Consider the following 18,788-nt stretch of genomic DNA (forward strand, 5'->3'; position numbering starts at 1 on the left):
GCCTCAGCGGCTTTCGCCCACCACCCGGGCAAATACCTTCCAGAACGCGGCGTCCTGCGCCGTGGCAAAGTTGATGCGCATCAGCGTGCCCGGTTTGCGGCTGGCGTGGAACAACGCGCCCGGTGCCAGCAGATAGCCCTCGTCCAGCATGCGCTGCGCCAGCACATCGGTGTCCACCCCGGTGTCCACCCAGCCGAACATGCCGGCCGGTTCGGCCACAAAGGTGCAGCCAGCCTGCAGCGCCAGCTTCACCGTGCGGGCCCGGGCGGCATCCAGCCGGGTGCGGATGCGATCGGCATGGCGGCGCAGTTGCCCCTGCTCGATGCACAGGGCCAGGGCCTTTTCCAGCAGCGAGGGCGTGGTCAGCGTGGCCAGCAGCTTGGTGTCCAGCAAGCGCTCCACCAGATCGGGTGGCGCCGCCAAAAATCCCACCCGCCAGTTGGGCGCCAGGATCTTGGCAAAGCCACTGACATAAATGCTGCGCTGCAGGCCATCGAGCACGGTCAGCCGGGTGGCATGGTCGGGTGCAATGTGGCCATAGGTGTCGTCTTCGACGATGTGAAAATCATGCTGGGTCGCCAGTTGCAGCACCCGGTGAGCACTGCCCGGGGTCAGGCAGTGACCGGTCGGGTTGTGGAACACGCTCACACTCACGAACAGCTTGGGGGCGTGCACCTCGCAGTAGCGCTGCATCACCGCCAGGTCCGGGCCATCGGCCAGGCGCGGCACGGGCAGGATGCGCATGCCCAGGGCATCGAGCCGGGCAAATTCGACCGACCAGCCCGGCTCCTCCACCATCACCGGATCACCCGCCTTGAGCAGGGTACGGCTCACGATGTCCAGGGCGTGCGTGGCCCCCACGGTGGTGATGAGCTGTTGCGGCTGCGCCCGGATGTTGAGGCCGGCCAGGCGCTGCGCCAGCACCCGGCGCAGCTCGGCGTCGCCCATCGGATCGCCGTAACGCAAGGAGCTCTCCTGCAGCGCCCGTGTGCTGGTCACCTTGCGCACCGCCGCCGGCATGAAGGTGGTCTCCAGCCAGTCCGGCGGCAGCACCCCCGAGCCGGGCTGTGGCTTGTTCGAGGCCTGGTGGAACATGCCCCGGATCAGCGCCGCAGCGTTCACATGCGAGCCCGAAGGCAGGGCATGAAGGGCCTCGCCCAGCACCCCGGCAGCGGCACTGCGCTGAGGCGTCGGGCCCGGCGGCTCGGGGCTGACCAGATCGCGCACAAAGAAACCGCGTTGACGCCGCGCCTCCACCAGTCCCTGGGCCAGCAATTGGTCGTAGGCCGCCACCACGGTGTAGGCGCTCACGCCTTGCTGGCGGGCGCATTCACGCACCGAAGGCAGGCGTGCCCCGGGCGCCAGCAGACGGGCCCGGATGCGTTCGGCAAAGCGCTCGGCCAGTTGTTCGGTCAGGGATTGTTGGGCGTGACGCGTCAGCATGGGCAAAACTGTATTGAAGGTTTTGCCAATACAGATTGTGAAAATGTCGAACAAACTGTATTGGCCCTGTGTTGGTCAAAAACTATAAAGTGACCGACATGAGCTGGCAAGAATTTTCCGCATTGCTGCTGCTGGCCACTGCCAGCAGCTTCACCCCCGGGCCCAACACCACGCTGTCGACGGCCCTGGCGGCCAACTTCGGCCTGCGCCGGGCGATGCGTTTCGTGCTGGCGGTGCCGGTGGGCTGGTCGCTGCTGCTGGCGCTGTGCTCGGCCGGGGTGGGCGCCGTGATCCTGGCCTTGCCAGCTTTGCGCTGGGCCATCCTGGCGACCGGTGTCGCCTACCTGCTGTGGCTGGCCTCGCGCCTCATGAACAGCCGCCAGCTGGCCCAGGCCGATGCCTCGCGCTTGCAAGTCACCTTCGGCCAGGGCGTGATGCTGCAGTTCCTCAACATCAAGGCCTGGATGCTGGCCCTGTCCATCGTGGCGGGCTTTGTGGCCGGCCAGGCGCAGCCAATGCAGCGCTTTTTGCTGATCCTGCCGGTGATGCTGTGCTTTGCGTTCTTCAGCAACCTGGCTTACGCCCTGGTGGGCTCGATGCTGCGGCACTGGCTGGCCCAGGGCCAGCGCCTGCTGGTGTTCAACCGCGTCATGGCCGCCGCCCTGGCGGGCACGGCGGCCTGGCTGCTCTGGAGCGCACTGTGAACAACCTCAGCACGGGATCCGACCCTCTGTTGCGCCGCGGCCTCTGGCTGGGTGCCCTGGGAGTGGCCATCTTCGCCCTGACCCTGCCCATGACCCGGCTGGCCGTGGGCAGCCCCGAGGCTCCCCTGATGTCAGGCCTGTTCGTGGCCATGGGCCGCGCCGTGGTGGCGGCGATCCTTTCGGCCGGCTACCTGCTGGCCACCCGGGCGCACTGGCCGACCGCCGCGCAGCGTCTGCCCCTGCTGCTGACCGCGCTGGGCGTGGTGTTCGGCTTTCCGTTGTTCACCTCGCTGGCCATGCGCCACGTGCAGGCCGTGCACGCCAGCGTGATCGTGGGCCTGTTGCCCCTGGCCACCGCCGCCGTGGGCGCCGTGCTGCATCGCCAACGGCCTTCGTGGCAGTTCTGGGCCTGGGCCGGCCTGGGCAGCGCCCTGGTGGTGGTGTTTGCGCTGACCCATGCGGGGGGGACGGGCCTGGGCCTGAGCCCGGCCGACGGGCTGCTGTTGCTGGCCATGGCCTGCGCCGCCGTGGGGTACGCCTATGGCGGGCGCCTGTCACGCGAGATGCCGGCCGAGCATGTGATCTGCTGGGCACTGCTGCTGGGCCTGCCGTTGACGCTGCCGCTGGCCTGGGGCAGCCGCCCCGAACAGGCCTTGCCTGCCTCGGCCTGGCTGGCCTTCGGCTACGTGGCCCTGTTTTCGATGTGGCTGGGCTTTTTTGCCTGGTACCGCGGGCTGGCCCTCGGGGGCACCGTGCGGGTCAGCCAGGTGCAACTGCTGCAACCCTTTTTGTCCATGCTGTTTGCCGTGCCCTTGCTCGGCGAGCGACTGGACCTGGGCACCGCGCTGTTCGCCGCCGCCGTGGTGCTGACCGTGTTCCTGGGACGCAAGTCGCCGGTGAACGCGCCCACAAACACCGACAATCACGTTTTGAGCTCCCTGCCAACGAAAGGAAACGCCTCATGAGCACCCCCAGCTGGACGCTGTCCACACGCGCCCAAAAGATGAATCCCTCGGCCATCCGTGAAATCCTGAAGGTCACGGAAAAGCCCGGCATCATCAGCTTTGCGGGTGGGCTGCCGTCGCCCAAGACCTTCCCGATCGAGGCCTTCGCGGCCGCCAGCGCCAAGGTCTTGCGCGAAGATGGCGCCGCCGCGCTGCAATATGCCTCCAGCGAAGGCCTGCCGGTGCTGCGCCAGTTCATCGCCGACCACCTGCCCTGGAACGTCGATCCCGACCAGGTGCTGATCACCACCGGCAGCCAGCAAGGCCTGGACCTGGTGGCCAAGATCCTGATCGACACCGGCAGCCGCATCCTGGTGGAAACCCCCACTTACCTGGGCGCCCTGCAGGCCTTCACGCCCATGGAACCCCGGGTGGCCAACGTGGCCTGCGACGAGCAAGGCCCGGATCCGGAAGACCTGGCCCGCCAGGCCATCGGTGACGGCAGCGCGGCCGACCGCGCCCGCTTCGTCTACCTGCTGCCCAACTTCCAAAACCCCACCGGCCGCACCATGACCGAGGAGCGCCGTGCCGCGCTGGCCGCCAAGGCCGCGGAGATCGGCCTGCCCATCGTCGAGGACAACCCCTACGGCGACCTGTGGTTCGACGCCCCGCCGGCCCTGCCCCTGGCCGCGCGCAACCCCGAGAACACCATTTACCTGGGCTCGTTCTCCAAGGTGCTGGCGCCAGGCCTGCGCCTGGGCTACATCGTGGCGCCCAAAGCCATCTACCCCAAGCTGCTGCAAGCCAAACAAGCGGCCGACCTGCACACCCCCACCTTCAACCAGCGCATGGTGGCCGAGGTGATCAAGGACGGCTTCCTGGACACCCACGTGCCCAAGATCCGCGCCCTCTACAAGGCCCAGTGCGAGGCCATGCTGGCCGCCCTGGACCGCGAGTTCGCTGGCCTGGGTGTGCAGTGGAACCGCCCCGTGGGTGGCATGTTCCTGTGGCTGCGCCTGCCTGAGGGGCTGGACAGCGTGAAGCTGCTGCCCCTGGCGGTGGAGAACAACGTGGCCTTCGTGCCCGGGGCCCCCTTCTATGCCGACCACGGAGACCCGCGCACCCTGCGCCTGTCCTTCGTGACCGCCAGCGTCGAGCAGATCAACATCGGCGTCGCTGCCCTCGCCAAGACCCTGCGCCAGGCGCTGGGCTGACGCGACCACCTGGCCTCGGGGATGAAGCCCCTGCCCCGAGGCAGGCGCCCTCTCACCCCAAGAATCCCCGAGTGCCCCATGAGTCAACGCCCTTTCCAACAAGTCGACGTCTTCACCCAAACGGCCGGTTACGGCAACCCGCTGGCCGTGGTACTGGATGCCAGCGGCCTGGACGATGAAGCCATGCAGCGTTTTGCGCGCTGGACCAATCTGTCCGAAACCACCTTCCTGCTGCCCCCCACCGAAGCGGGCCGCGCCCAGGGGGCTGACTACCAGGTGCGCATCTTCACCCCCGGCGGTGAGCTGCCCTTTGCCGGCCACCCCACGCTGGGCAGCTGCCACGCCTGGCTGCGTGCCGGCGGCCAACCGCGCTCGGCCGCCCACGTGGTGCAGGAATGCCGTGTCGGCCTGGTGCGCATCCGGCGCGAAGGCAGCGGCGCCGGGCAGCGCCTGGCCTTTGCCGCCCCCACGCTGCGGCGCAGCGACCCCAGCCCCACCGTGCTGTCCCAGGTGGCCAAAGCCCTGGGCCTGAAGCCCCAGCAGGTGCTGGCGGCCCAGGTGCTGGACAACGGCCCGGTCTGGATGGGCCTGCTGCTGGACCACCCGCAGACGGTGCTGGGCCTGCAGCCCGATCACCTGGAGCTCAAGGCCCTGGGCCAGAAGGTCGGCGTGGTGGCCATCGACCACCCCGAGGTGCGCACCGGCCTGATCGCACGCTCCAACCGTGAGGCCCGGGCCTTCGGTGCCACGCCGCGCAGCAGCAGCGCCCCCGCCGGAGACCCCACCGCCCCGACGCTGGAGGTGCGCGCCTTTGCCGCGCCCATCGGCATCCTGGAAGACCCCGTCACCGGCAGCCTGAACGCCAGCCTGGCCCAATGGCTGATCGCCGACGGCCATGCCCCCCGCCACTACGTGGCCGCCCAGGGCACCTGCCTGGACCGCGCAGGCCGGGTGCACATCGACTGCGACGACCAGCAACAGGTCTGGGTCGGCGGCGCCAGCGTCACCTGCATCGAAGGGACGGTGGACCTGTGAGCACCGCACTGCCCCAGGCCAGCCTGCCCAGCCTGGCTGACATCGAAGCCGCCGCCGAGGTGGTCTACCGCGCCTTCCCGGCCACCCCTCAATATCAGTGGGGCCTGCTGAGCGAGCGCCTGGGCACTACCTGCTGGCTCAAGCACGAGAACCACACCCCGGTGGGCGCGTTCAAGATCCGCGGCGGCCTGACCTACTTCGACCAACTCGCCCGGCGCGGCGAATTGCCGCGCGAGGTGATCAGCGCCACCCGGGGCAACCACGGCCAAAGCATCGGCTGGGCCGCCAGGTCGCATGGCGTGCCCTGCACCATCGTCGTGCCGCACGGCAACTCCACCGAGAAGAACGCCGCCATGCGCTGCCTGGGGGTGAACCTGATCGAGCACGGCGACGACTTCCAGGCCGCCCGCGAGCACGCCATCGCACTGGCCCAGGACCGCGGGGCCCACATGGTGCCCAGCTTCCACCGCGATCTGCTGCGCGGTGTCAGCACCTACTGGTGGGAGTTCCTGCGCGCCGTGCCCGAGCTCGACGTGGTCTACGTGCCCATCGGCCAGGGCTCGGGCGCCTGCTCGGCCATTGCCGCCAAACAGGCCCTGGGCCACCGCGCACGCATCGTCGGCGTGGTCAGTGCCCATGCCACCACCTACGCCGACTCCATCGCGGCCGGCCGCGTGGTCGAAGCCCCGGTCAGCACCGTGCTGGCCGACGGCATGGCCTGCCGCGTCGCCGATGCCGCCGCCCTGGCCGTGCTGGGCCCCGGCCTGGACCACCTGGTGCAGGTCACGGATGCCGAAGTGGCCCAGGCCATGCGGGCGCTGTTCACCGACACCCACAACGTGGCCGAAGGTGCCGGCGCCGCCGCCCTGGCCGCCGCGCTGCAAGAGCGCAGCGCCCTGCGCGGCCAGACCGTGGGCCTGGCCCTGTCGGGGGGCAATGTCGATGCGGGCGTGATGGCAGGGGTGTTGGCGGGCGCCTGAGGCACCCGCGCCACCCAGTGCCGTCACCCATGTGACGGTTTTCCGACGAATCGGTCGCCGCGGCGACTGTGCGGTCTGTGGGCGCTTGACAGAATCCGCCCATGGGAACCCTTTACCTTGTGCGCCATGGCCAGGCCTCGTTTGGCGCCGATGATTACGACCGACTCAGCGAGCTCGGTCACCGCCAGAGCGAACGCCTGGGCGAGTACTTCAAAGGCAAGGGTCTGGAGTTCCAGGCCGTCATCACCGGCACCTTGCGCCGCCACCAGGAAACCTTTGCCGGCATCGCCCGGGGCCTGGACTGGCAGGCCCAGCCCGTTCTGTGGCCCGGCCTCAACGAGTACGACAGCGAGGCGGTGATCCAGGCCATCCACCCCATGCCCCTGCCCAAGCCGGACACCCCCGAACTGTATCGGCACCACTTTCGCCTGCTGCGTGACGGCCTGACGCAATGGATGGCTGGGGTGGTCAGCCCCCGCGGCATGCCCAGTTACAACGATTTCGTGCACGGTGTGAGCAGCGCCCTGGACCACGTGCGCCAGAACTGCGAGGGCAACGTCCTGCTGGTCTCCAGCGGTGGGCCCATCTCGACTGCGGTGGGCCACATCCTGGGCACCACCCCTGAAGCCACGATCGAACTCAACCTGCGCATCCGCAACAGTTCGGTGACCGAATTCCACTTCAACCCCAAGCGGCATTCGTTGGTCACCTACAACACCCTGCCCCATCTGGACCACCCCGACTACGCCAGTTGGATCACCCACGCTTGAGCATGGGCTTCGGGTTTCCAGGGGGGATGCCGGTGCTCGGCGGCGGGTTTTCACGGTTGTATGGCTGCGATCAGCCTGTCGATACTGAGGACATGCTGAGCGCGCCCACCCAACTCCACCCTCCGCCCTCCGGGCAGCCTCCCCTGGCGTCACCGCCCGGGGCCTGCGGCGTGGTGTTTCAGGGAAGCAGCAAGGCAGCCTTGCAGCAAGGCCACTGGCAGTTGATGGAGCAGTTGCAGCAGCTGGGCCTGGCCAGCCTGGTGGATGTTCAATTGCTGGCGGGCGATGCCACCACGGCACCCGCGATGCAGGTGGCACTGCAGCCGACCCTGATCGAGCACTGGGCGCCGGGCCATGACACCCGGGCCCTGTCCAGAACCCTGGCCCTGGACCCCCGGCACGCGGACGATCTGGCGCGCGAGATCGTGGTGGCGCTGCTGCTCAGCCCGGTGGCGTTCACGTTTCCCAGCCATGCCGAATGGGCGGCCGCCGTGCGGGTGCGCCAGGGCATTGTGCAGGCGGCACGCGACACCCGGCTCCACCCCGACCCGACCGGGCCGCGCCATCCGCCCGAAGATTGGCAGCTGCAAACGGGCCACCCCCCACTGCTGCGCCCCGAGCGCCCCCTGACGGCGGCCTTGCAGGCCCTGCTGCAACCCGCCCAGGGCCCGGGGTTTGCACTCTCGCCCTACCGCGCCTCGGAATACGTGCTGCTGCTGGGTCTGGCCGAGGAAACGCGCCGCCACCACCCGGCGTTGTACAGCCGCTTGCAGGCCCGCTTCCAGCACCGACCGGTGCGCGATTGCGAATTCCATCAGGCTCTGATGCGCCAGATCGGCAGCCCTGAAGCCCCCTTGCCCTCGGGCTTTGCGGTGCCGGGCGACCGCGTCTGGCTGCGCCCACCACCCAGCCCCGGGATGCTGGATACCCGGCGGCCCATCGGCGGACGCTGGGCCATCTACCTGGGCCAGGGCCAGTACCGCGAATTCGAAACACCGCCGGACCTCAGCCGCCAGCCCCCCTGGCACAGCCCGGAGCACACCGCTGCCTGGCTGCCCATGCGCGAATTTCCGCGCCTGCTGTGCCCGGGCAGCAGCGACATCCTGCTCTGACCCCACCTCGGACACCGCCTCCTTCGGGCTGGCACGGCAACTGCATGGCCGCCGGCATGGCCCAGCCCCCTGATCAGAACCCGCCCTCCGCCCGGATGCCGACCACCGACTGGCGCGCCCAGGAGCTGCTGCTGATGCACGAAGTGATGCGCCTGGTCGGCCGCAGCCTCAGCCCCGAGACCGTGTTGCGCGAGATGCTGCACTTGATGAGCGAACTGCTGGGCCTGAACCGGGGCCGCATCGTGCTGCGCGAGCCCGAGTCGGCCCAGGCCCGCATCCAGCATGCCTATGGCCTCACACGCGCCGAAGCCCAGCGCGGCCGATATGCGGTGGGCGAAGGCATCACCGGGCGCGTGCTGGCCACCGGGCAACCCGCCCTCGTGCAGGACATCGACAACGAGCCTTTGTTTCTGTTCCGCTCGGTACGCCGGGCCGAGCTGCCGCCCGAAACCGTCGCCTTCATCGCCCTGCCGATCACGGCCAAGGGCCAGACCCTGGGCGTGCTGGCCTGCCACCGCATCCGCAGCCGGCAGCGCCACCTGAACGACGACCTGGCGCTGCTGCGCGTGCTGGCCACCCTGGCCGGGCAACTGCTGCAGTTGCAGCAACTGGTGAGCGAGCAGACGAGCCAGCTTGAAGCCCGCAACACCCAGCTGGCACACGCCCTGCAAACCCATGCGGCACGCTATGGGCTGATCGGCAGTTCGCCCGCCCTGCTGCAGGCCCTGAGCGAGCTTGAGCAGGTCTCTCAGGCCAGCGTGAGCGTGCTGCTGCTGGGGGAGTCGGGCACCGGCAAGGAGCTGTTCGCTCGCGCGGTGCACCTGGCCAGCGGGCGGCGTGACCACCCCTTCATCAAGGTGAACTGTGCCGCCATCCCCGAGACGCTGTTCGAGTCCGAGCTGTTCGGGCACGAGAAGGGGGCCTTCACCGGCGCCGTGGCGGCCCGCCCGGGCTGGTTCGAGCAGGCCGACGGCGGCACCCTGTTTCTCGACGAGATCGGCGAGTTGCCCCTGGGCCTGCAATCCAAGCTGCTGCGCACGCTGCAAGAGGGCACGCTGGTGCGCCTGGGTGGGCGCCGCGAACAACGGGTGGACGTGCGCCTGGTCGCCGCCACCCACCGCGACCTGTCGGCCGATGTGCAGGCAGGCCGCTTCCGCCAGGACCTGTATTACCGGCTCAACGTGATCCCGATCCGCCTGCCTTCGCTGCGCGAGCGGCGCGAGGACATCCAGGCCCTGGCCCTGCATTTCGTGAGCCGGGCCAATCAGGCCCACCAGCGCAATGTGAACCTCACACCCGAGGCGCTGCAAGCCCTGACGCACCAGGATTGGCCCGGCAACATCCGCGAGCTGGGCAATTTCATCGAGCGCCTGGTCCTGTTGAGCGAGCACAGTGCCGTGACCCAGCCCCATTTGCTGCGCCTGCTGCGCCAAAGCCAGAACAGTGGCCAGGCCGGCGCCCCGCCGATGCGGGTCAGGCCGCCGGGCCCTGCGGGCTGGCCCGAGGCCGCCGCCGCCGATGAGGCCTCACCCGCCCCGCTGGTGCGCGATTACCAGAGCGTGCACGCCCACCCGGTGGCCCAGTTGCAACAAGCCCTGCAACAACACCACGGCAACCAGTCCCGCGCGGCCCAGAGCCTGGGCCTGACCCTGCGCCAGTTTGCCTACCGTCTGCGCAAGGCCGGCCTGCGCTGAACAGGTCGACAAATTGTCGACATTGGGTCGACACAAGCGGCCTGGCCGATTCGCAATCGGCGTTCAATTTGCTATCATATACAGAGCAAACAATTCAATCAGGATATTGGTTTCAAGCGTTTTGATCGTGCCAAACCGGTCTTGGCACGTGGGTTGCAATGAAGCAGGCAGGCCGGGGCCGATGGCCCTGCCCCCACCCCATCAAGGACCCACCCCATGACCGACGCTTCCGCCCTCGCCACCCCCACCACCGTCAAGGCCTACCTGCGCCCCATCGACAGCGAGGGCCTGGCCGCCTTCGCCGCCAAGGGCCGGGCCAACCCCGCCAGCCGCGGCACCAACAAAGTCCACACGGTGATGGAGGGCCAGTACCGCTCGCTCAGCACCGTGGGCACGCACACCCCGGTGGTGGTGGACGAGCCCCTGCACCTGTTCGGCCAGGACACCGCCCCCGCGCCGGGTGAGATCGTGCTGTCGGGCCTGGGCGGCTGTCTGGCGGTGGGGATCACCGCCGTGGCCACCTGGAAGCAAATCAAGCTGAGCAAGCTGGAAGTGTTTCTGGAGGGCGACATCGGCAACCCGGCCGCCTGGGGCGCCGGTGGCGCGCTTGAGAAGACACCGCCTGAAATGGGCTTCCAGGCCATTCGCGTGAAGGTGGTGATCGAGGGCGACGCCCCACGCGAGGTGCTGGACGACATCGTGCAGCACGCCAACTTCTACTCGCCGGTGGCCAACACCTTGCGCAACCCGATCCCGTTCACCATCAGCCTGGCTGACTGACGGTTTGAACCGGCCCGCTCCGCAGCCCCTGCAGCCACCTCAAGGACTTGAGCATGAACCCCGCTGACCTGCCCCCCGAAATTCGAGCCGGCGACCTGCTGGCGGCCACCCGAGCCCTGGCCCAGGGCCCCCTGCGCGAGCAGGTGCAGGCCATTGATCGAGAGGGCCTGTACCCGCGCGACGTGCTGCGGGCCCTGGCCGGCGCTGGCGCCATGAGTGCCCACCTGGACAGCGAGCACGGGCCGGGCGACTACGCGCTGGCCATCCAGGCCATGGCCGAGGTGTCCCGGGTGTGCGGCGCCACCGGCTTCATGATGTGGTGCCAGGCGGTGGCCGGCCTGTACCTTCAACAGTCGGGCCAGCCCGCGCTGGGTGGCGAGGTGCTGGCCGCCCATGTGCGCGGTGAACGCCTGGGCGGCACCGCCCTGTCCAACCCCATGAAGAGCTTTGCGCAGATCGAAAGCCTGTTGCTCAAGGCGACCCCGGTGGCCGGCGGCTACCGGGTCAGTGGCACCCTGCCCTGGGTCAGCAACCTGGGGCCGGACCACTACTGCGGCGCCATTGCCGCCGTATCGCCCCAGGACGGCGCCGCCCCGGCGCACGAGATCATGTTCCTGTTGCGCTGCGACGCGCCCGGGGTGGAACTGCGCGAATGCCCCTCGTTCTCAGGCATGGAGGGCACGGCCACCTATGCCCTGCGCGTGAAAGACCTGTTCGTGGGTGAGGCCGAACTCATGGCCGATCCGGCACGCCCCTTCATTGCCCGCATCCGGGCCGCCTTCGTGATGCTGCAATGCGGCATGGCCGTGGGCATCACCCAGGGTGCCATCGACTCGATGTGGGCGGTGGAACCTCAGTTGGGCCACGTCAACCAGTACCTGGAAGACCGGCCCGACGCCTTGCAGGCCGAGCTCGACGAGCTGAGCGCGCGCGTCATGCAGCTGGCCTGCACCCCCTACAGCACCGACAAAGACTTCTTCATCGACGTGCTGGACGCCCGCGCCCACGGCGCAGAACTGTGCCTGCGTGCGGCCCAGTCGGCCCTGATGCACCAGGGCGCACGGGGCTACCTGATGAGCTCGGAGGTGCAACGCCGGGTGCGTGAATCGCACTTCGTGGCCATCGTCACGCCCGCCATCAAGCACTTGCGCAAGGAAATCGCCCGCCTGAGTGCCGAGGAGTTGCCCGCATGAACACCCCAACCCGCCAGCCCGATGCCCGCCCCAGCCCCGTGGGCCTGGCGGTCGACGCCCTGGCCCCGGCCTGGCAGACCTACATCTGCCACGCCTGCGGCTACCTGTACGACGAAGCCCTGGGCGACCCGGACAGCGGCCTGACCCCGGGCACCCGCTTTGCCGACATCCCAGAGGACTGGGCCTGCCCCCTGTGCGGCGTGACCAAGAGCGACTTCTCGCCCTACACGCCCCCCAGCCCGGGCACCGATCGACAGCCCTTGCCCAACACCTCGGCGCCCCTGGTGCGTGTGCGCCGGGGCGATGCGGGCGTTGTCATCGTGGGCGCTGGCAAGGCCGGCTGGCAACTGGCCGAAAGCCTGCGCCAGCACGATGCCGGGCTGCCCATCACCCTGGTCAGTGCCTGCAGCGGCGACCGCTACGACAAGCCGCTGCTCTCGGTGGCACTGGCACGCCACCTGGCCCCCGAGCGCCTGGTCAAGGAAAGCGGGGCCGAAGCGGCCCGGCGACTGAACCTGCGCCTGCTCCCGCACACCCACGCGGTGCGCGTCTGCGTCGAGACGCGACAACTGCGCACCACCCGGGGCAACCTGCCCTACCGTCAACTCGTGCTGGCCCATGGGGCCGAGGCCGCGCTGCCGGCGGGGCTGTCGCCCGGTCTGTGCTGGCGCATCAACCACCTGGCGGCCTACCAGCGCCTGCGCCAGGCCCTGGGCGACGGCCCGCGCGACGTGCTGGTGCTGGGCGCCGGGCTGATCGGTTGCGAACTGGCCAACGACCTGGCCCTGGGCGGCCACCGGGTGCGCCTGCTCGACGCGGCCCGCGAACCCCTGGCCCGCTGGCAGAGCCAGGCAGCCGGGGCCCAATTGCTGGCCGCCTGGAAGGGCCTGCCCATCACCTTCGAGGGTGCCCAGACCGTGGCCCAGGTGACCCGCTCGGCCACCAGCGGGCGCTACCAGGTGCACACCGCTGGCGGCCAGCACCACGAGGTGGACCAGGTGGTGGTGGCCGCAGGCCTGCAAACGCCCGGCCGGCTGGCACGCAGCGCCGGCTTGCATTGGCGCGACGGGATTGCAGTGGACCCGGTCACGCTGGCCACCAGCCAGCCCGGCATCCACGCCCTGGGCGACTGCATCACGGTCGACGGGGCGGCCAGCCGCTACATCGAACCGATCGCCCGCCAGGTCAGCACCTTGACGGCGGCCCTGCTGGGCCGGACGTCCGTGGGCTACGAAGCCCGGCCCGCGGTGGTGCGGGTCAAGACCAGCTCACAGCCGCTGACCCTGCACTGAACGCCCACCCGCTCGGGATTCGATCCAGATCAAGGAAAGGCCATGTGACATCGCCCGGTCACCCCGCTGTCAATTCACTTTCATGCGGGCCGGTCACGCTGCGGTCATTCCTTTTTCATGACCTAGGAGTTTGCCGTGCGTGATTTCCTGCAGAAAGTCGACACCCTGCGCTGGGACGACCACCGTTATTACCACCAGTGCCGCATCAACCAGACGCTGCACCTGATCAGCGCGATCAGCTTTCTGTGCGCCTACGGCCTGCTGTTCGTCGACCCGGCGGCGGCCGCGATGGTGGGTTGGCTGGTCGGCATGGTGACGCGCCAATCGGGGCACATCTTCTTCGAGCCCCGCGGTTACGACACCGTGAACCAGGCCAGCGATGCCCACAAGGAAGCCATCAAGGTCGGCTACAACATGCGCCGCAAGGCCATCCTGATCGGGGTGTGGCTGGCGCTGCCGGTGCTGCTGGCCCTGCGGCCTGACCTGTTCGGGCTGATCCACCCGGGCGCTGGCCTGGCCGGCTATGCCCACGACGTGGGCCTGTTGTGGCTGGCCCTGGGGGTGACGGGGCTGCTGCTGCGCACGCTGCACCTGTTCGTGCTGCGCAGCCCGGCCTGGGGCCTGGCCTGGGCCTTCAAGATCATCACCGATCCGATCCACAACGTGCAGATCTACTGGCGCTCGCCCGTGGCCCTGCTGCGCGGCGAGCGGCTGGACCCGATGCAGTCATCGCGCCACTGAGCAGGCCTTCAGAACGTGTTGACGTTCTCAGGCCGGGGCGCCCAATGCACAGGCTGCTGCGGCGCTTCAGCCTGGCTGCGCGCCCGCAACTGGCCACAGCCCCCCTCCACATCCTGCCCGGCCGACTGGCGCAGCTTGGTCAACACACCGCGCCGGTGCAGGTGGCGGGCAATCTCGGCGGCACGCTCCCAGCTGGGGCGTTGAAAGGGCAGATCGGGCACGCTGTTGTAGGGGATCATGTTGAGCACGCCGTACTTGCCTTGCAGCAGGCGCACGATGCCATCGAGTTCTTCCTGGCTGTCGTTGACGCCGTCAATCAGTGTCCACTGGTACTGGATCGGGTAGCCGGTGGCGCGGGCATAGCGCTCACCCTGGTCCACCAGTTCATCGGGGCTGATGCGCGGGGCGCGCGGCAACAGTTGCTCGCGCAGCTCGGCGCGCGTGGTGTGCAAGGACAAGGCCAGCGCCGGCTTGACCCGCCCCTGGGGCAGGCGTTCGAACACCCGCGGGTCGCCCACGGTGGAGAACACCAGGTTCTTGTGGCCGATGTTGCCCACCGTGCCCAGCAGGTCGATGGCTTCGAGCACGTTGTCCAGGTTATGGGCGGGCTCGCCCATGCCCATGAACACCACTTTCTTGACCGGCCGCAGCGAGCGCGCCAGGGCGACCTGGGCCACGATCTCGGCGCTGCCCACCTGGCGCAGCAGGCCCTCGCGCCCGGTCATGCAGAACACGCAACCCACCGCACAGCCCACCTGGGTGGACACGCACAGGCCGTCGCGCGGCAACAGCACGCTCTCCACGGTCTGGCCATCGGCCAGCGCCACCAGCAGGCGGGCCGAGCCGTCTTCGCCCGGGTGTTGCGAACGCAGCGTGGCCAGGCCGGCCAGCTCGGCGCTCAAGGCGGGCAGCAACTCACGCACCGTCGTCGGCATGAAGTCTTCCAGCCGCCGCCGGCCGCTGTCCTGCGGCTTGGCCTGGGCCCACAGGCGCAGCACCCGCTGCTCGTGGGCGGGGCCGGCGCCATGGGCGCGCAGTTGCTGGCGGATGGATTCGATGCGCATGGAGAAAACCGGGGCCTCAGAGGAAAACGGCCCCGAGCTTAACGCCTGCGCCCGCCCCGCGGGGCGCCTCAGTAGGTCTTGTAGGGCAGGAATTTGCCCGACAGCACCACGTTCACGCGGTCGCCCTTGGGGTCGGCCTGGCGCTGGATGTCCATGCTGAAGTCGATGGCGCTCATGATGCCGTCGCCGAACTCCTCATGGATCAGCTCCTTGATGGTGCTGCCGTAGACGCTCACGATCTCATACCAGCGGTAGATCAGCGGATCGGTGGGCACGGGGGTGGGCAGCGAGCCCTTGTAAGGCACCACGCACAGCCATTTCTGCTCGTCGGCGGTCAAGCCGAAGATCTTGCCCAGCACCTTGGCCTGCTCGGGTGTGGCGGTCATCTGGCCCAGGCACAGGGCGGTGGTCCACTCTTTGGACTGGCCCAGCTTCTTGGCCACGGCCTCCCACTTGATGCCTTTTTGCACCTTGGTGGTGATGATTTTTTCAGTGATGTCGTTGCGGTTCATGTTGGCTCCTTTGAAGAACACGGGGAAACAGGTTGGAAGTCCCGGGCCGAGCGCTGCCCCGCCGCGACCGGCAGGCCGCGGCTTGAAGCACCCGGTTCGGGGTGGAAGCTCAGTGCGCCCGGGCGCGGCTGACGAGGAAATCGACCACGTGGTTGCGCAGTTCGTAGTAGCCGTCGAGGTGGTGCAGGCTGGCCCGGCTGCGCTCACGCGGCAAGGGGTTGACCACCACCTCGGCCAGCCCACCGGGGCGGTAGCCCTGGGGGGTGTCGTTGCCGTTGCTCATGAGCAGGATGCGGTCGGCCAGCAGAATGGCCTCGTCCACATCGTGGGTGATCATGAACACGGTCTGCTGGGTCTGGCGCACGATGCCCATCAGCTCGTCCTGGATGGTGCCGCGGGTCAGTGCATCCAGCGCCCCGAAGGGCTCGTCGAGCAGCAACATCTTGGGGCTGATGCTGAAGGCCCGGGCAATGCCCACGCGCTGCTTCATGCCCCCCGACAGGGCCGAGGGTTTCTTGTCGATGGCCGCGCTCAGGCCTACCATCTCGACGAACTTCTCGAGGTGCACGTTGACCTTGGCGGCATTCCACTCGGGCCAGCGCGACTTGACCGCGAAGGCGATGTTCTGGCGCACGGTGAGCCAGGGCATCAGGGCATGGCTCTGGAACACCACGCCCCGCTCCAGGCTGGGGCCGGCGATCTCGCGCCCGTCCATGTAGGCATAGCCCGAGCTGGCTTGGTCCAGGCCGGCCAGCACGTTGAGGATGGTGGTCTTGCCACAACCCGAATGGCCGATGATGCAGACGAACTCTCCCCGCGCCAGCGAGAAGGACACGTCCGAGAACACCGGGCGGGCCGGATCGTAGGCCTTGCTCAATGCTTCGACTTTCAGAAATCCATCCACCTTGGGGTTCCTTTCTGCTGCTTGGGGCCCGGCCAACCCCGCCTGCGCGACACGGCTGCCGAGATCACTCCACATAGGTCACCGCCTTCTGCAGCCGGCCAAAGGCCAGGTCCAGCAGCATGCCCACGACACCGATGACGAGCACGGCGAAGATCACACTGGTGAGCGACAGGTTGTTCCACTCGTTCCAGACGAAGTAGCCGATGCCGGTGCCGCCCACCAGCATCTCGGCCGCCACGATCACCAGCCAGGCGATGCCCATGCTGATGCGCATGCCGGTGAGGATGGTGGGGGCCGCGGCCGGCAGGATCACCAGCAGGGCCCGGCGCAGCGGGTTGACCTCCAGGGTGGCCGACACGTTGAGCCATTCGCGCTTGACCGAAGCCACGCCGAAGGCGGTGTTGACCAGCATGGGCCAGATCGAGCAGATGAAGATCACGAAGATGCCCGAGATCGACGAGTCCTTGATGGTGTAGAGCGCCAGCGGCATCCAGGCCAGCGGGCTGATGGGCTTGAGCACCTGGATGAAGGGGTCAAAGGCCCGGCGCAGCAGGGGCGACATGCCGATCACGAAGCCCAGCGGGATGGCCACCAGGCAAGCCAGGCCAAAACCCAGGCCGACCCGCGCCAGCGAGTAGGCCAGTTGGATGCCGATGCCCTTGTCGTTGGGACCCTTGTCGTAGAACGGGTCACGCAGGTGCTGCCAGGCCGCGGTGGCGGTCTGCAACGGGGTCGGAAAGCCCCCCGACTTGGCGCTGCCGCCGGCTTCGGCCGGGGCTGCGGCCGCCGGGTCCTTGCCCATCATCTTGAGGTACTCGATCTGTTCGGCGCTCAAGGCCTTGGCCGGCGCCGCCGCCGGCGCATCGGGCAGGGTGGCGGTGCGCCACACTGCCAGCAGGACCAGCAGCATCAGCACCGACAGCACGCCGGCGCGGAAGCCCAGGGATTTGAAGGGGCTCATGGCTCAGGTCCCCTTGCTGATGGCAAAGCTCTTGGCATAGGCCTCGGCCTTGGCCGCGTCGAACTCTTTGCCCATGATGTTGAACTTGGGGTAGGCGCCGCCTTCGGGCACCTTCTGATCCAGGGCCTTCATCTGCTTTTTGGCATCGGTCAGCAGGAACACCTTCTCGGCGATCTGCTTGTAGTTGACCGCCCCCTTGATGTAGCCCCAGCGCTGCATCTGGGTCAGCATCCAGACGGCCATGCTCTGCCAGGGCATGGGGTCGAAGTCGGCCCGGTCGGGCACGTTGCGGATGTTGCCCAGGCCGTCGGCAAATTTGCCGGTCAGCACCTGCTGCAGCACCACCTCGGGTTGGTTCAAGTAGGCCTGCGGGGCAATCACCTTGGCGATCAGTTCGCGGTTCTTGGGGTCGCGGGCCATGGCCGCCGAAGTCAGCACCGCACGGTACAGGGCGGCGAAGGTGTTCGGGTTCTTCTGGATGAACTCGGCACTGGTGCCGAAGGCACAGCAGGGGTGGCCGTTCCACAGGTCCTTGGTCAGCAGGTGGATGAAGCCGGCCTCTTCGTACACGGCGCGCTGGTTGAAGGGGTCCGGGCCCAGAAAGCCATCGATGTTGCCGGCCCGCAGGTTGGCCACCATCTCGGCCGGCGGCACCACGCGCAGTTGCACGTCCGTGTCGGGGTTGAGGCCGGCCTCGGCCAGGTAGTAGCGCAGCAGGAAGTTGTGCATGCTGAACTCGAAAGGAATGGCGAACTTGAAGCCCTTCCAGTTCTTCGGGTCGCGGTTGTCCTTGTGCTTCAGGGCCAGGGTGATGGCCTGGCCATTGATGTTCTGGATGGTGGCCACGTTCATGGGGGTGGCGTTCGAGCCCAGGCCCAGCGACATGGCCAGCGGCATCGGGCTGAGGAAGTGGGTGGCGTCGTATTCCTTGTTGATGATCTTGTCGCGGATCAGCGCCCAGCCCGCGGTCTTGGTGACCTCCACATTCAGACCCTGCTGTTTGTAGAAGCCCAGGGGGTGGGCCATGATCAGCGGGGTGGCGCAGGTGATCGGGATGAAGCCGATCTTCAGGTCTTTCTTTTCGAGGTTGGTGCCGCCCTTGCCGGCCTCCTGGGCCATGGCCTGCAGGCTGGCCACAGGCAGCACGCTGCTGATGGCGGCCATGGCCGTGCCCTTGCCCACCGCGCGCAGGAAGCGGCGCCGCAAGGCATCCTGCGGAAACAAGGCCTTGACCAGGGTGGCTTCGATGAACTCGTTGCTGTAGGCCTCGAACTCGCTGCTCAGGCTGCGCTGGCGCAGTGTGGCGGCGGCCGCTTCGGCAGTGACTTCTGCTTGATGGTCGGCCACCGTGTGCTCACGCCCGCAGCTGCACTTGAGCATCAGGGGGCGGTCGGCATCGTAGGGCGAAAAGAACTCGGACATGGCACACCTCGTTGATCAGGATG

The 18,788-nt window shown here is 68.3% G+C and carries 18 protein-coding genes; 12 read left to right on the plus strand and 6 right to left on the minus strand.

The window, feature by feature from the left end:
* Window positions 1-3 precede the first annotated feature (3 nt).
* Window positions 4-1,443, minus strand: coding sequence for an aminotransferase-like domain-containing protein (locus tag AC3WUT_RS22060; protein ID WP_492349235.1), 1,440 nt, complete (start codon window positions 1,441-1,443; stop codon window positions 4-6).
* A gap of 98 nt (window positions 1,444-1,541) precedes the next feature.
* On the opposite strand from AC3WUT_RS22060, the gene AC3WUT_RS22065 reads away from it, so the two are divergent.
* The 12 genes from AC3WUT_RS22065 to AC3WUT_RS22120 all read left to right on the plus strand — a co-directional run bounded on the left by AC3WUT_RS22065 (window position 1,542) and on the right by AC3WUT_RS22120 (window position 13,902).
* Complete coding sequence (locus AC3WUT_RS22065) at window positions 1,542-2,147, plus strand: LysE family translocator (protein WP_492349236.1); 606 nt, start codon at window positions 1,542-1,544, stop codon at window positions 2,145-2,147.
* Window positions 2,144-3,112, plus strand: a complete 969-nt coding sequence (locus AC3WUT_RS22070) for a DMT family transporter (protein ID WP_492349237.1) — start codon at window positions 2,144-2,146, stop codon at window positions 3,110-3,112. Before AC3WUT_RS22065 ends, AC3WUT_RS22070 begins: the two co-directional genes overlap by 4 nt.
* Entirely contained in the window at window positions 3,109-4,305 is a 1,197-nt protein-coding gene (locus AC3WUT_RS22075) for an aminotransferase-like domain-containing protein (protein WP_492349238.1), read from the plus strand. The genes AC3WUT_RS22070 and AC3WUT_RS22075 overlap by 4 nt, the downstream gene beginning before the upstream one ends.
* 78 nt (window positions 4,306-4,383) lie before the next feature.
* Window positions 4,384-5,340 (plus strand): PhzF family phenazine biosynthesis protein, encoded by a 957-nt coding sequence (locus AC3WUT_RS22080; RefSeq protein ID WP_492349239.1) that lies wholly within the window; start codon window positions 4,384-4,386, stop codon window positions 5,338-5,340.
* Window positions 5,337-6,320 (plus strand): threonine dehydratase, encoded by a 984-nt coding sequence (locus AC3WUT_RS22085; protein WP_492349240.1) that lies wholly within the window; start codon window positions 5,337-5,339, stop codon window positions 6,318-6,320. Before AC3WUT_RS22080 ends, AC3WUT_RS22085 begins: the two co-directional genes overlap by 4 nt.
* A gap of 101 nt (window positions 6,321-6,421) precedes the next feature.
* Complete coding sequence (locus AC3WUT_RS22090) at window positions 6,422-7,090, plus strand: histidine phosphatase family protein (RefSeq protein ID WP_492349241.1); 669 nt, start codon at window positions 6,422-6,424, stop codon at window positions 7,088-7,090.
* Between the two features lie 92 nt (window positions 7,091-7,182).
* The gene (locus AC3WUT_RS22095) at window positions 7,183-8,202 is read left to right on the plus strand and encodes a hypothetical protein (protein ID WP_492349242.1); all 1,020 of its coding nucleotides are present in this window, start codon (window positions 7,183-7,185) and stop codon (window positions 8,200-8,202) included.
* A gap of 56 nt (window positions 8,203-8,258) precedes the next feature.
* Window positions 8,259-9,896, plus strand: coding sequence for a sigma-54 interaction domain-containing protein (locus AC3WUT_RS22100; protein WP_492349243.1), 1,638 nt, complete (start codon window positions 8,259-8,261; stop codon window positions 9,894-9,896).
* Between the two features lie 216 nt (window positions 9,897-10,112).
* On the plus strand, window positions 10,113-10,676 hold the full coding sequence (locus tag AC3WUT_RS22105) for an OsmC family protein (RefSeq protein WP_492349244.1): 564 nt from the start codon (window positions 10,113-10,115) through the stop codon (window positions 10,674-10,676).
* A gap of 53 nt (window positions 10,677-10,729) precedes the next feature.
* The gene (locus tag AC3WUT_RS22110; protein ID WP_492349245.1) at window positions 10,730-11,869 is read left to right on the plus strand and encodes an acyl-CoA dehydrogenase family protein; all 1,140 of its coding nucleotides are present in this window, start codon (window positions 10,730-10,732) and stop codon (window positions 11,867-11,869) included.
* A complete protein-coding gene (locus AC3WUT_RS22115) occupies window positions 11,866-13,161 on the plus strand; it encodes an FAD-dependent oxidoreductase (protein ID WP_492349246.1) in 1,296 nt (431 codons plus the stop codon). The genes AC3WUT_RS22110 and AC3WUT_RS22115 overlap by 4 nt, the downstream gene beginning before the upstream one ends.
* 135 nt (window positions 13,162-13,296) lie before the next feature.
* The gene (locus tag AC3WUT_RS22120; RefSeq protein WP_492349247.1) at window positions 13,297-13,902 is read left to right on the plus strand and encodes a hypothetical protein; all 606 of its coding nucleotides are present in this window, start codon (window positions 13,297-13,299) and stop codon (window positions 13,900-13,902) included.
* An 8-nt stretch (window positions 13,903-13,910) separates the two neighbouring features.
* Here the strand turns inward: AC3WUT_RS22120 and AC3WUT_RS22125 are convergent, their stop codons facing one another.
* The 5 genes from AC3WUT_RS22125 to AC3WUT_RS22145 form a co-directional block, all read right to left on the minus strand.
* Window positions 13,911-14,966, minus strand: a complete 1,056-nt coding sequence (locus tag AC3WUT_RS22125) for an RNA methyltransferase (RefSeq protein ID WP_492349248.1) — start codon at window positions 14,964-14,966, stop codon at window positions 13,911-13,913.
* A 68-nt stretch (window positions 14,967-15,034) separates the two neighbouring features.
* Window positions 15,035-15,478 (minus strand): cyanase, encoded by a 444-nt coding sequence (cynS, locus tag AC3WUT_RS22130; RefSeq protein WP_492349249.1) that lies wholly within the window; start codon window positions 15,476-15,478, stop codon window positions 15,035-15,037.
* A 109-nt stretch (window positions 15,479-15,587) separates the two neighbouring features.
* On the minus strand, window positions 15,588-16,457 hold the full coding sequence (locus AC3WUT_RS22135) for an ABC transporter ATP-binding protein (protein ID WP_492349250.1): 870 nt from the start codon (window positions 16,455-16,457) through the stop codon (window positions 15,588-15,590).
* The gene (ntrB, locus tag AC3WUT_RS22140) at window positions 16,447-17,343 is read right to left on the minus strand and encodes a nitrate ABC transporter permease (protein WP_492349251.1); all 897 of its coding nucleotides are present in this window, start codon (window positions 17,341-17,343) and stop codon (window positions 16,447-16,449) included. Before ntrB ends, AC3WUT_RS22135 begins: the two co-directional genes overlap by 11 nt.
* A gap of 3 nt (window positions 17,344-17,346) precedes the next feature.
* A complete protein-coding gene (locus AC3WUT_RS22145; RefSeq protein WP_492349252.1) occupies window positions 17,347-18,765 on the minus strand; it encodes a CmpA/NrtA family ABC transporter substrate-binding protein in 1,419 nt (472 codons plus the stop codon).
* Window positions 18,766-18,788 lie beyond the last annotated feature (23 nt).

The organism is Curvibacter sp. EU05-FHT14A10, assembly GCF_058791075.1.

Coding starts and splice junctions, on each gene's coding strand:
- AC3WUT_RS22135 (WP_492349250.1), bottom strand. CDS start 16,457: ATGTGGAGTGATCTCGGCAGCCGTGTCGCGCAGGCGGGGTTGGCCGGG.
- AC3WUT_RS22090 (WP_492349241.1), top strand. CDS start 6,422: ATGGGAACCCTTTACCTTGTGCGCCATGGCCAGGCCTCGTTTGGCGCC.
- AC3WUT_RS22080 (WP_492349239.1), top strand. CDS start 4,384: ATGAGTCAACGCCCTTTCCAACAAGTCGACGTCTTCACCCAAACGGCC.
- AC3WUT_RS22095 (WP_492349242.1), top strand. CDS start 7,183: ATGCTGAGCGCGCCCACCCAACTCCACCCTCCGCCCTCCGGGCAGCCT.
- AC3WUT_RS22100 (WP_492349243.1), top strand. CDS start 8,259: ATGGCCCAGCCCCCTGATCAGAACCCGCCCTCCGCCCGGATGCCGACC.
- AC3WUT_RS22060 (WP_492349235.1), bottom strand. CDS start 1,443: ATGCTGACGCGTCACGCCCAACAATCCCTGACCGAACAACTGGCCGAG.
- AC3WUT_RS22065 (WP_492349236.1), top strand. CDS start 1,542: ATGAGCTGGCAAGAATTTTCCGCATTGCTGCTGCTGGCCACTGCCAGC.
- cynS (WP_492349249.1), bottom strand. CDS start 15,478: ATGAACCGCAACGACATCACTGAAAAAATCATCACCACCAAGGTGCAA.
- AC3WUT_RS22125 (WP_492349248.1), bottom strand. CDS start 14,966: ATGCGCATCGAATCCATCCGCCAGCAACTGCGCGCCCATGGCGCCGGC.
- AC3WUT_RS22105 (WP_492349244.1), top strand. CDS start 10,113: ATGACCGACGCTTCCGCCCTCGCCACCCCCACCACCGTCAAGGCCTAC.
- AC3WUT_RS22115 (WP_492349246.1), top strand. CDS start 11,866: ATGAACACCCCAACCCGCCAGCCCGATGCCCGCCCCAGCCCCGTGGGC.
- AC3WUT_RS22110 (WP_492349245.1), top strand. CDS start 10,730: ATGAACCCCGCTGACCTGCCCCCCGAAATTCGAGCCGGCGACCTGCTG.
- ntrB (WP_492349251.1), bottom strand. CDS start 17,343: ATGAGCCCCTTCAAATCCCTGGGCTTCCGCGCCGGCGTGCTGTCGGTG.
- AC3WUT_RS22145 (WP_492349252.1), bottom strand. CDS start 18,765: ATGTCCGAGTTCTTTTCGCCCTACGATGCCGACCGCCCCCTGATGCTC.
- AC3WUT_RS22075 (WP_492349238.1), top strand. CDS start 3,109: ATGAGCACCCCCAGCTGGACGCTGTCCACACGCGCCCAAAAGATGAAT.